The organism is Mycobacterium sp. (assembly GCF_049647605.1).
Taxonomy (GTDB): Bacteria; Actinomycetota; Actinomycetes; order Mycobacteriales; family Mycobacteriaceae; genus Mycobacterium.
Map to the genome: position 1 here is coordinate 1 of NZ_JBARXZ010000225.1, position 12,217 is coordinate 12,217.

At 62.1% G+C, this 12,217-nt stretch carries 8 protein-coding genes and 1 pseudogene; 4 read left to right on the forward strand and 5 right to left on the reverse strand.

Going from position 1 to position 12,217, the window contains the following annotated elements; genetic code table 11:
* Positions 1–504 precede the first annotated feature (504 nt).
* From WBB07_RS27565 to WBB07_RS27585, 5 genes are all read right to left on the reverse strand, one after another.
* A complete protein-coding gene (locus WBB07_RS27565; protein ID WP_526312600.1) occupies positions 505–3,228 on the reverse strand; it encodes an ATP-binding protein in 2,724 nt (907 codons plus the stop codon).
* Positions 3,225–3,626: a hypothetical protein gene (locus WBB07_RS27570; protein ID WP_526312602.1), complete on the reverse strand. Its 402-nt coding sequence runs from the start codon at positions 3,624–3,626 to the stop codon at positions 3,225–3,227. Before WBB07_RS27570 ends, WBB07_RS27565 begins: the two co-directional genes overlap by 4 nt.
* A gap of 80 nt (positions 3,627–3,706) precedes the next feature.
* A complete protein-coding gene (locus tag WBB07_RS27575) occupies positions 3,707–3,844 on the reverse strand; it encodes a DUF732 domain-containing protein (RefSeq protein ID WP_526312613.1) in 138 nt (45 codons plus the stop codon).
* Positions 3,780–4,130, reverse strand: a complete 351-nt coding sequence (locus WBB07_RS27580) for a DUF732 domain-containing protein (protein ID WP_526312611.1) — start codon at positions 4,128–4,130, stop codon at positions 3,780–3,782. Before WBB07_RS27580 ends, WBB07_RS27575 begins: the two co-directional genes overlap by 65 nt.
* Positions 4,131–4,205: 75 nt before the next feature.
* Positions 4,206–6,062, reverse strand: a complete 1,857-nt coding sequence (locus WBB07_RS27585) for a serine/threonine-protein kinase (RefSeq protein ID WP_526312603.1) — start codon at positions 6,060–6,062, stop codon at positions 4,206–4,208.
* Between the two features lie 259 nt (positions 6,063–6,321).
* On the opposite strand from WBB07_RS27585, the gene WBB07_RS27590 reads away from it, so the two are divergent.
* The 4 genes and pseudogenes from WBB07_RS27590 to WBB07_RS27605 form a co-directional block, all read left to right on the forward strand.
* Positions 6,322–8,928: a 3'-5' exonuclease gene (locus WBB07_RS27590; protein ID WP_526312605.1), complete on the forward strand. Its 2,607-nt coding sequence runs from the start codon at positions 6,322–6,324 to the stop codon at positions 8,926–8,928.
* An 81-nt stretch (positions 8,929–9,009) separates the two neighbouring features.
* On the forward strand, positions 9,010–10,212 hold the full coding sequence (locus WBB07_RS27595) for an ApeA N-terminal domain 1-containing protein (RefSeq protein WP_526312607.1): 1,203 nt from the start codon (positions 9,010–9,012) through the stop codon (positions 10,210–10,212).
* Positions 10,213–10,318: 106 nt separating this feature from the next.
* Positions 10,319–11,824: pseudogene (gene istA / locus WBB07_RS27600) on the forward strand (IS21 family transposase).
* Positions 11,821–12,217, forward strand: a 397-nt coding sequence (locus tag WBB07_RS27605) for an ATP-binding protein (protein ID WP_526312609.1), incomplete at its 3' end; no start/stop codon positions are given. The pseudogene istA and the gene WBB07_RS27605, both read left to right, overlap by 4 nt.

Below are 12,217 nucleotides of genomic sequence, written 5' to 3' on the forward strand. Positions count from 1 at the left end.
CAACGTCGAACGCCGCCACAGCTACCTCGGTAACATCAGCCCGACAGAGTTCGAAACGCTCTGGACATCCACCTATTCGATCCCTCAACTCGCATGACCGCGGCTCGAAACAGCGGGGACAGATCAACTGGACCACCAAACGGGTCCCCCTCAGCCACACCCCGGTGGCCTGCAGCACCAACTGAAACTGGATCACACCAACCCGACTCCAAGAACGGGTGGACTCAGAAACGGGGACTCGCCAGACCTATGCTTCACAGCCGCTGAGGCTCTCGCCCATCCGGTGCTGGCCCCTCTCCGCCCTCACCGGCCACCGGTCTACCGCTCGATGCCCTTCCGTCCACCCACAGTCCCCCCTGTAGCGCCACCGCTCGCCCGCCACCCCATTTACCAACGGATATACCCGGAGTCGATCGAGAAGGCCGTCGACCCACCGGCCCGGCAAGGGGGTTGTCGCCCAGAAAATGAGACACCGGACGCAAGTCGTGCGGTGGGTCTACTGCATTACACGTCGGGATCGTCGGTCCTGCGCAGGATTGAGCGGACGGGCCAACGGGGGTCCCTCAGCAATAGCTTTCGGACTTCCGATTGTTGGCGGTGATCTGCTCTTACGACGGCACGCGCCATAGCCCTCCTCACCCGAACATCGGAGTCCCGACTCAACGCGATTCCTAGCGTGTCTGGCATCGTCGTGGACTCAGCCCACAAGATGGCTGCAAGACTGCGCAGCGTCCAACTCCCATGCGCGAGAAGACCAATACTGTCTCCAAGTTCGGCTTGGACAAGCTGGAGAGCCTTGGTGATTCTCCAGTCGTCGTCCGTACCAACGCCAATGAGACTCAGCGCCAGGTCGCGCACCGCCTGCTTCTCGCCGTCAGAATTCGCCAGCCTCCCAGCTAGGTACGTTGCGGCTGGCCTGCTGTCACTTCCATCGTTAACCCGTATCGTTCCCAGCGGACTGCTCATCGATTGGTTTACGGCGTCGGCGTTTGAGGGAGGCGGGTCGCTCGCAAAACCCATGGCTCTTTCGAAGTAACCGCGACGGATATCTTCGTCCAAGTCGTCGACCAGGTTGCTGGCGGCTAATAGATAGTCGTCCCGATTTGATGACGGCTCCCAGAGTGATCCTGCATTTGACAAAAGCATTTCGATGCAGGCGACGCGCTCTTTGGCAGGTAACGTGGCGGCGAGTATCGAGTCGCTGATTGCGTTTGTACCTATCCCAAATCTACTTGGCTGGTTCGTTGTTGGCTTAAGGAGGTTCCGGGCAGCAGCTTCAGCGGCTTGGATCGAGACCTGCTGTGGTCTTTTCAAGGCGAGCAGTGCCGCTGCTTCGTGATTGCCGTCATTTGCAATCTGCTGCAACCTGTCGGAAATCTGGTCGAGGTTGGCAACCAGGGTGTCGCGTGCGCTATCACCGAACGGATGGGCTCCTCGTTCATACAAACCAATAAGTTGTTCCAGTGCACGGGCTCCAAGCTCACCCGTTTTCGTTCTAGTAATGCTTGCTGCGATCTTTACGTGGCTGTCGTCTGTTCTTCGATAGTGGTGTTTTTTGACCGCAACTGAGTCGGCCAGCAGGTCCAGTACGGCGGCTGCGTGGGTGTCTGAGAGTCGAGGGGCCAAAGCTGCGAGGAGGCCGTAGGCCGACAAGTGCATCTGAGGACTTAGCACCGGAGAGTCGAGGCGAGTTCCCGCGTTGACGTCGTGGATGGCCTTCAGCGCAAGCTCGACCACCGTGTCAAGCTCGTCATCGGGCACTAGGTCGGCTTGAACTTTGGCGAACTGCAACGCGGATGCTGCCTCCCAAGATAGGCGGCTCTGCATCAACTCGGTGACATCGTGGTACTCGTCGCCGAATTCTTCGGCAATCTTCTGCGCCTGCTTGTAGTCGCCGGCCCCGATGGCATAAGTGGCGGCGAGGACTGGTTGGCCTGTGTCACAATAGATCTCGCCAAGAAGCGAACGTGCCTCCCGCTCATCATGAAAGGATGCGGATCGAATTGCCTCGAGGAGAAAGCGTCGTAGATTGATTGCGGCGACTGGGTGGTTGTTGTGATGCAGCGCAGACAATGCGCGTTCGCGAACCTCATTCGCGGCGGGGATAATCCGGGGCTTCGACTGTAAATCTGACAACGCTTGCGCCACGAGATGCCATGTATCTTCCAGCGGGCCGACGTATCGGTTTGATACGAAGCGCTGGCTGTAGAGCCAGTCTGCGGCATCGATGTGTCGCTCTGCGAGGCAGGCTACACCGACGGCCTCATGCCACGTAGCGTCGGCTTCGATGGGGGCGGCCTGATTGAGCTGATGGCGGGCATGCCGCGCGAGGATCAAGGCTTTGAGGTCTCGCCGTACACCGGTGGGTGTTGTGAGCAGGTCTGCCCACTCGCCGGTTGAATCGGCAAGGGCCAATCGCAGTCGCACCGCGACGTCAATGTCACTGCTCGCAATTTCGCTCGCAGCGGTCGAGATCTGCCCCCGATTATCGGCTAGCCAGCTTAGGTCGTCGTTGCCTAGTGCGCGCTCGGCTGCGAACAGTATGGCGCGAGCGCGATCACGAACGTTGACTAGCGCTACGGCACTGGGCAGTTCGATTGGCTCTGGCACTGTTGCGTTCATGTGTTCGGAGACGAACTGTGTAAGCCCGACGGCTGCCCCGAGGGCTGGTGTGCGAGGCTGTTGCGAACCGGTGGGCCCGAAGTCGGGCAAGCCTGCAAGATCTTTCACCATGCCGAGTACTCGGCCGGCCCGCCTTGAGTCGCCAGCAGTTTCGGCTGCCCACAGCGCATCCATCACCAGGCGTAGTGCCGTGTCTTCCTCTCCAGTACGTACGCACAGAGCGGCGACTCTGTGATCGAATTCGGCTGCATGGCCCGGAAATCCGGCAGTCCGCAGTCGATTCTGTACTTCACGATAGAGCTCAAGGGCAGCTGAGGGTTCGTCAGCAACCAGTTCCTTCGCTGCATCAAGCAGTGCTTGAGCTTCGGTGAAGGCGAGTGGTCCAAGAAGTACCGCATCAGCAGTATTGACCGCATTCGGAACCGCGCTTGGTGGCCGGTCGTTTGTCGACTGAACATGCAGCTGCACGCTCTGGGCATTCAAATGCAGGTTCTCGATCGCGCCCACATTCGCGATAGCAACAGAGTTGTCTGTCGCCGTTACCGATACCTCAGACGGCTTCGATACCTCTGGCGGCTCGCCTTCGGCTGAAGAGGGTTCGTTCATGGTCGACGATCACACTCGCGATCCTCTCCCGGCGGTTGTGCACCGAGAGTCAGCTTGCCGATTCGATCAACTCGGTTCGCAGCGAAAGATCCACGATCGGCTTTCACATTCACGTTCGTCCCGTTGGGGCCGGCTGACTGCTGGTTCATTCCAGTGGCCTCCTTAATAGTGCCGTCTAACGAATTACCGCCTTGACTGGCAGCCGGTTCTTCCAACGGTGCAAATGCCCAGACCGTGCATCCGGCAATGCCGACGAGCGTGACGACGAGAAGTACCCACCACCACCATGCGGAGTCGTCTGAACTAACCTTATTTATGAAGAAGGCCTCCGCTGCGGCCAGTACTACTCCGGTGACAGCCACCTTCCATCGCCTGCGGATCTTCGAAGTGACGGACATGTCGGTACCTTTCGTCGGCCGACGCCGCGTAGCAGCGGCGAACGAGTAACTCGTTTAGGAGTGGTTCCACCAATCGGCGGTCAGTCAAGCATTCCGGAAGGAATGTTCCAGTGGCAGTAGATACGTGCGGCTGCTCCGACGAAGTAGCCGGCGTCATCGACCGACCATCCCATCGCCTGTTGGATGCGAGTGTGCGCGATCCATCGTCCGTCCTTCATCAATGGAGTCGCACACGGTGTAGCCCCACGAGATGGTCTCCGTCGGATCGCCATACGGCACAACGTCCTTGTGAAGGGCGATGAGAAACATCCCGTCATTCTGGTCGACCGACGCATGCGGCGCCAAGGTCAACGCAGACGGATGAGCGATAGCCGACGGAAAGCTTCTTCGCTGTTTGCGAGCAGATCTCTGAACAGCGGCGTGCGGTAACAAGCCGGGCAGTCGTACGCGTCTCGATGAGAGCTTGGTTCCCCCACAGACGATCGCGGAAAAGTGTTTGAGCATCACGCTTTCGGCGCCTTAGGCAGGCTCCGACCCAAAGCAGGCACTGCCATGTATACGGATCCATCGAGGATCTGGTCACAGTGTCACCTTGTCGAGCATTACCTGCGCCAGCCGCCGCGCATCGTCGGTGGCCCAATTGGGGTTGACTGGCCAGTCTGCGCCGTTGTATTGGGTCGCCGCGGAATCCTCGATGTTGTTGCAGGTTCTAGTGCCGACGACAACGTTCTCTCGAACCCCGAGGGCTTGTTGGCACGCCTGTGCCCCGTTGTGGTTGTTGGACGCCATTGCGACGGTCATGAGGTCGCCGTTGCGTTGCACCGTTCCTAGCTCGAATGCGCGGTTGTTCTCCGGCGGCACATCCTCGGTCACGGTATCCGAAGCGCACGACTGCCATTGCTGCTGCGAGGCACCGAGAACAGCTTGCGCTTCCTGCACTGTCAAATACACCGTGACGGTCTGTTCGACAATCCATGGTGGGGTGATCGTTCGATCGACGACATAGGTTTCGGGCCGGAAGGTCTGATCGCGCATCTCCTCGAAGCCCGTATCGGCGTAGACCCTGTGTTCGGCGCCGAAGACTACCCCCACACAGGACTGTGGGGTGACGAGCGCGGAGTTGTCGGACATGCCATACGACGAATCCACCAGGGCCATCATGGGTGCAGGGGGTGTTTGGCCCGAATAGGTGGCGTACGTTCCGAGTTCGTCATTGATTTGTTGTGGGGAGAGCAACACGGAGTCGATCGATGACGCGGGGAACGTCGGAGGGGGTGGCGGCGGCGCCGGTGGCGGTGGAGGTGCCGAGGCAGACCTCGCCGCGGGTTCGAGTGCCTGCGGCGTCGTGGTCGTCTCTGTGGCTGTACTGTCCTGCCGCCAGGGTTGCCACACTGCGAGTCCAGCTGCGGTGAAGGCGATTACGATTACCGCCGCCGCGGGGATGTACCACCGAGGCCATGCTGGCGGTGCGCTGGTTTGTGCAGCCGGGGTGCTCGACTGCTTGGCTGCCACGGGTCGGGGTTGTGTCGGTTCCGGTCTCGGCGCCACTGCAACAGCGGGAGTGGTCGGTGCGATCGCGGCCGGTATGGCCGCGCCGACGGGGTCCGCAAGGGCGCGGGCCAACTCTTGGCATCGTCCGTAGCGGTCGCCGGGGTTCTTGTTCAGCGCCGCGGCGAGGGCGTGGTCGAGGTCCGATAGATCGGGTCGTATCGCCGACAGGGGCGGCGGTGCAGTGTTGAGGTGGCGGCTGATCACGACGGCGGGCAGCGAATGCGGGAAGACGGTGCTGCCGGTGAGGAGGTGATAAGCGGTGGCAGCCAGGGCGTACTGGTCGGAGCGCCCGTCGAGGTCTTCGCCCATGAGCTGCTCGGGTGAGGCGTATGCGACGGTGCCGACGGTCATGTTGGTGGTGGTGATGCCGCTGACTTCGCCGATGTCGCGTGCTATTCCGAAGTCTGCCAGCAGTATTCGTTGTTCGCCGTCATCATCATCGAGGTGCGTCAGCATGATGTTGGCCGGTTTGACGTCGCGGTGCAGCAGGCCTTTCTTATGGGCGTAGTCGAGTGCCGACGCGACGGCCGAGACGATGCGGACCACGAGGTCGGCCGGCATTCCGTTCGGGTAGCGGTCTGCGAGTAGTTGTGCCGCGTCGACGCCATCGACGAAATCCATCGCGATCCACAATTGGCCGTCGGTTTCGCCGCGGTCGTGCACACCGACGATGTGGGGATGCCACAAGGTTGACGCGAGGTCGGCCTCTCGGTGAAACCGTGCGCGATAGCTACTGTCAGCAGTGAAAGCCTGAGGTAGGAGTTTGAGCGCATCGCGGCGCGGCAGGCGTGGATGCTCAGCGAGATAGACCTCGCCCATTCCCCCGGACCCCAACTGACGCACGATCGTGTACTCGGCAAATACTTCACCGTTCCCCAGCGGCATGCGGGCAGCTTACCCACGACGAATCGCAGCGCATGCAGATTCAGATATCAGGGTCGGCGACCCGCAGAGCCCGCCAAACTGTCCGAACCCACCGCTCCGGCGCGCCAGCGGTGCGACGCCATGCCAATCACCCGCGTCGACGGGACGATCGATAGCTCACCCTGCCTGAGCAAACCTTTCTACATTCCATTCAATTCTTCTGCGCTCCGCGGCGGGCTGTGGCACGATCCTCACCGGGTCACTGTGTCGGGGGATTTTCATGAGCTTCTATGTCCGCAAGAGTTTGAAGGCTGGACCGTTCCGCTTCAATCTCAGCAAGTCCGGTGTCGGCGTCAGCGTCGGTGTCCCCGGTTTCCGGATCGGCACCGGACCACGCGGCAACTACGTCCACATGGGGCGCGGCGGCGTGTACTACCGCGCCACCCTCGACCAGCCCACCTCCCCCACCAGTCGGCGGGCGCACTCTCCATCACCGCAGGCATTTCATCCCAGCGGCATTCTCATGGAAGACGTCACGGGCGCCACCGCGATGGAGCTGGCACCGACCGGCGCCGGCGACATCGTGGACCAACTCAACACCGCAGCCACGCGCACCGCATGGGGATGGTGGGTTTCCGGCGCCGCAGTCATCCTGGGTCTGCTGTCCCTGCCGTGGGGTCTCATCGTCTGGGCGGTGATGGCACCGGTCTGTGCATGGCTCGTGCTCAACGATCGTGCCCGCAAGACCGTGGTGCTGTTCTACGACGTCGAAGACGAGCACTTCACCTGGTTCGACACTCTCGTGCACACGTGGGGATGGTTGAGCGGCTCACAACAGGTATGGCGCGTACTGCAATCCGGCGCGGTCGCGACCACCCATCAGTTCAAGACCAACTCCGGTGCCAGCCGCGTACTCCAGCGAGTCACCGCCTCAGCCGGCATCACTGGACCCACGGTGTTGTCGACGAACATCGCCGTTCCGTCGATCACGGCAGGCAAAGCGGGCCTGTACTTCCTGCCTGACCGTGTCCTGGTACGCGACGGCAATCGGTTCAGCGACCTCGCCTACACCCATCTCAACATCCACGCCGGAGACACCCGTTTCATCGAAGACGGCAGCACACCCCGCGACTCTGTCCAGGTCGGTCAAACGTGGCAATACGTCAACGTCAAAGGCGGCCCCGATCGCCGCTTCAAGAACAACCGCGTCCTCCCCATCATGTGCTACGGCACCCTCGACTTCAGCAGCGCCCACGGACTGCTTTGGCAGTTACAGACTTCCCGCGCGCAGGCATCCACACCCATCAGACAGGCAATCACAGCCTCCCCTACCCTCACGCGACAAACGACGCCGCCGCCCTCCCCTGCGCGCAACACCACCGCGCCGCCCACACCGAAGACACCGGCACTGACAGCCCCACGCCATGCCGTCCACACGGCCCGCCCTGCCCAGCGCCCGTCGACCAGCACGACTTTCCTGCGCGCCCACCTCACCCGCAAACCCACCGAATACCCAGCGAGCCTAGCTACTTTCACCTCGATCGATCTGGAAACCACCGGCCTCGACCCTGCCACCGACCGGATCGTCGAGATCGGCCTGGTCAAGTTCACCGCAGACGGCACCGTCCTCGACGAGTTCGCCACTCTCGTCAACAACCCCGGCTCTCACGCGGAAGCGCGTGCCATCCACGGCATCGAGGACGCCGATCTGGTCGGCGCCCCCTCCATCGATCAGGTGCTCGATGAGGCCTTGGCCTTTTTGGCAGGCACTGTCCTGGTCGCCCACAACTGCGAATTCGAAGAAGGCTTCCTGGCCGCCGCGGCACGACGTGCCAAGCGGAAACTGCCCTCGATCGTCAGCCTGTGCACACTGCAGACCTCACGCCGACAACTCGAAGGCCGCGCATTCAGTCTGACCTCGATGTACAAGACCGCCACCGGCGTCTGGTCCGACCAAAAGCACACCGCGCTCGGTGACGCGCGCGCGGTCCGCGAAGTCCTGCTGTGGATGACGCGCAATACGCCTCAACCGCTGTACCTCACCCAAGCACCGTCAGCCGCAGACGCCCAGGTGTTCGATGAATGCCCCGTCAGCTGCCGACCCGTACCACTCACGCGCAGCTCAGTCGCCGAACTGCTCGACTCCTTCCCACAGTCCCCCCGCCCGCGGCGCGGTGACCCCGCCGAAGCCGAGAAGTACACAGCTCTGTTGACCGAGGCCTGCGACGACGGACGCCTCACCTACGAGGAAGCCGACACCCTCACCCGCCAGGCACGCCGCACGGGACTCACTGGCCCGCAACTCAGACGCCTGCACCAAACCGCCTGGCAAGCAGCATTTCCCACCGCTGAGGACACGGACTGGCACCTGCTCGCGCCGGTGCAGCGTCGCGAGATGTATCTCCTGGCTGATGCACTCGGCCTGCCCGATCTCGCCGAACGCTTCGACGCCATCATCCAAGAATGCGCTGAACCCGCTCCCCCTGCCGAAGCGCGCTACCTTCGCGGGCTGCGCATCGCCATTGTCGGCGACCACAGCGACGTCACCGACCTACGCAAGCACGCCGAATCCTACGGCGCCAAGCTCGCCGTCAACATCACCAAGACCGTCAAATGGATGGTCACCACAACACCAGAGGCCTCCGACTCCCGGCACACCACAGCACGCACACTCGGCATACCCTTGATCACCCCGGCCGAAGGATCGACACGGCTCGACGAAGCGATCCGCGAAGCAGAGCTCAAAGCCTTTGAACGACAACGCGACATCGACCGCCATGCCGCGCTACGACAACAACGCACCGACGAAGCCGACAGATACTGGCGCCCATCCTGGCGAAGCCAAGAACTAGACCACGATCCGGAACCCGAGTACCGGTACGACTGATACCTGCGGTGCTCATACGCAGCGAGCTCGCAGAGAGCATCTGTTGAACTTGTGAAGGCAGGCGGGAGAAAGAGGAGTTCCGTGCGCACCGGCGATTTTCCTTCTACAACAAGCCAAACGCTAGGCCAGTTCTGGGTACCATCGTCTGAAGATTCAACTGTCCCAGGCATTCTCGAAATCGACGGTCCCGACGTCCAGCTTCAGGTCAGCCCAGAGCTGACACCAATGTTCACAATCGAAAAGACCGGTCCCGGTAGCTCGACAGTCAAAATCGTCGACGAACCCGATGATATGGCGATTCTGGGATCGATCCCCCTTCGGCCCTTAAAGGTAACGCTCTGGGATGCCTACACGGCGGCCCATAATCAGATTGGCGGACCATTCCTCGCCCAACGGGGTCGTGGGACCTCCCGACAGACGCTACGCGCCACATGGTGCGTCGTTGGAAACCATCTTCCTGATCCCAATACACCGCTCTACGGCGCCCGTCCCGAAGTTACCAACCTTACAGAGTGGGCACAGATTTCACCCTTATCCATCACCGTTCACCCCGGGGACAATCTCAAGCTCGACTGGCATATGAACCTGAGGAACAAATCTCAAGATGTCGAACTCCCCAACGGAGCTGGGTATCTCACCCTTTCGCCTTCGGCGGTAACCAATCGACCCAACCTGCGCGGGCTCCACGTCACCACCACCTGCCAGCTCGAGATTGAACTGATCCACGGATGGAGCCTGCGGGACATCACCGTCCGGGTGGCCCAACCGCTCGCCGATCTGATGACCCTCCTCTCCGGCAAACCATGCGTAACGCGATCACTCGATGTTTGGGCCGACACGTGGTGCTCGGTGCACGGCTACCAGATCGATCCCTCCGGCGCGGAATCCGCGGGCGAGCTGTTCTTCACCCGCCCGCAGGTTCACCCAGAGTTTCTCCCCCGATGGCTCGAACTACACCATCGATTGACACCCGTCCCCCAGATTCTGGCCGCCGTTGTTCGAAACGAGTTCCCCACCGTCGAAGCAGATGCCCTCTCTTTGGCCACAGCCGTCGAATCACTCCATCGAGCTCTCGAACCCGGCGCTAGACGCTTCACCTCAGAGCACATCAATGAATCACTCTCTGCTATTGAAGAATCGACGATGCCCAAAAACGTCGCCCATGCGGTCTCCACCGCACTACGCCAGTACCTATATGAGTACAGCTACCCCCAACGAGTGTCCGTGGCCATGAGAAAGTCCCCATCTGTGGCCAGTAGGAAGTACCCACTGGTGGCCAGGTAAAAGTCCCCACTCCTTTGCGGGCTCGTCGTGTCTTTTCCGGGAGCTGAGGGCCTGGGCGGTGACGGTGATAGCGCCAACTGTCATCTCCACCGCCCAGGGAGCTCTATTGAAGTCTGCAAGGGAGCGTATGAACATCATTTCGGCGTATCACCAGGTCGGCACCTATCGCGGCGCGGCCGAGCTGTGCGGCACCACCCACAAGACCGTCAAACGGGTCATCGAGCGGGCCGAGGCCGGCGGGCAGCCGCCGCGGGAGCCACGGCCACGCAACCTCGACGCCTTCACCGACCTGGTCGCCGCACGGGTAAACAAGTCCAACGGCAAGATCTCGGCCAAACGGCTGTTACCGGTGGCCCGCGCGGCCGGTTATGACGGCTCAGCACGAAACTTCCGCCGGTTGGTAGCGGAGCAGAAAGTGTTGTGGCGCAAACAGAACAAGCATCAGCGGCGTCCGGCGGTGTGGTCGCCGGGTGATTATCTGGTGATGGACTGGGCCGAAGCCGCGCCAGGATTGATGGTGTTTTGCGCAGTCCTGGCCTACTCGCGGTGGCGGTTCGTGCGGTTCGCCGCCGATCAGAAAGCGTCCACCACGTTGGCGATGATCGCCGAAGCCCTCGAGGCGATCGGCGGTGTCCCCGCCAAAATTCTCGCCGACCGGATGGGCTGCCTCAAAGGTGGTGTCGTCGCCAATATCGTTGTCCCGACACCGGATTACGTCCGGTTCGCCTCCCATTATGGGTTCGTGCCGGACTTCTGTCACGGCGCCGACCCGCAATCGAAGGGCATCGTGGAGAACCTGTGTGGCTACGCCCAGGACGACCTGGCTGTCCCACTGCTGACCGAAGCGGCGCTGGGCGATGAACACCTCGATCTGCGGGCTCTCAACGCCCACGCCGAGCTGTGGTGCGCCGAGGTCAATGCTGCGGTTCATTCGGAGATCTGCGCGGTGCCCGCCCAGCGGCTCGTCGAGGAACGCACCGTGTTGACGGCGTTGCCCTCGTTGCGACTCGAGATCGGGGCAGGGTCGGTGCGCCGCAAGGTCGACAGCCTGTCGTGCATCCGGTACGGCTCGGCCCGCTACTCGGTGCCCCAACGACTCGTCGGGGCCACGGTGGCCGTCGTCGTGGATCACGGCGCCTTGCTCATTCTGGAGCCGGCAACCGGGGTGATCGTGGCCGAGCACGAACTCATCGGCCCCGGTGAGACCTCGATCCTCGATGAGCACTACGACGGACGACGCCCGGCGCCCTCGCGCGGGCCGCGACCGAAAACCCCAGCAGAGAAACAGTTCTGCGCACTCGGCGCCGACGCCGAACAGTTTCTGGTGGGTGCTGCCGCCATCGGTAACACCCGCCTGAAATCAGAACTCGACACCCTGCTCGGGCTCAGCGCTGCCCACGGCGATCAGGCGTTGGTCGACGCCCTGCGCCGGGCGGTGGCGTTTCGACGGTTCCGCGCCGCCGACGTGCGTTCCATCCTCGATGCCGGCGCCGGCACCCCACAACCCCGCCCCGCCGGGGACGCCCTGGTGCTCGATCTGCCCACCGCTGAGATCCGGTCCTTGGAGGCCTACAAGATCGGCGGCACCTCCACCAATGGGACCGCGTCATGACCACCGTCGAACCGGTGCCACCGCCTTCAGTGGCGCCGTTGGCGGCCGATCTGGACGCCGCACTGCGGCGGTTGAAGCTGGCCACCGTACGCCGCAACGCCGCCGAAGTGCTGCAGGTGGCCAAGACCCAACGCTGGACCCCGGAGGAGATCCTGCGAACGTTGGTCGACGCTGAAATCGCCGCCCGCGATGCCTCCAACACCGCCAACCGCCTCAAGACCGCAGCGTTCCCGGTCACCAAGACCCTCGACGGATTCGACGTCACCGGATCGTCGATCACCCAGGCCACGTTCGACTACCTGTCGAGTCTGGAATGGATTCGAGCGCAACAGAATCTGTCCGTTATCGGCCCACCTGGAACAGGCAAGAGTCACCTGCTGATCAGCTGCGGGC

Excerpts from the sequence above, each read along its gene's own strand:
- WBB07_RS27565 (WP_526312600.1), bottom strand. The coding sequence starts at position 3,228 with ATGAACGAACCCTCTTCAGCCGAAGGCGAGCCGCCAGAGGTATCGAAG.
- WBB07_RS27570 (WP_526312602.1), bottom strand. The coding sequence starts at position 3,626 with ATGTCCGTCACTTCGAAGATCCGCAGGCGATGGAAGGTGGCTGTCACC.
- WBB07_RS27575 (WP_526312613.1), bottom strand. The coding sequence starts at position 3,844 with ATGAAGGACGGACGATGGATCGCGCACACTCGCATCCAACAGGCGATG.
- WBB07_RS27580 (WP_526312611.1), bottom strand. The coding sequence starts at position 4,130 with ATGCTCAAACACTTTTCCGCGATCGTCTGTGGGGGAACCAAGCTCTCA.
- WBB07_RS27585 (WP_526312603.1), bottom strand. The coding sequence starts at position 6,062 with ATGCCGCTGGGGAACGGTGAAGTATTTGCCGAGTACACGATCGTGCGT.
- WBB07_RS27590 (WP_526312605.1), top strand. The coding sequence starts at position 6,322 with ATGAGCTTCTATGTCCGCAAGAGTTTGAAGGCTGGACCGTTCCGCTTC.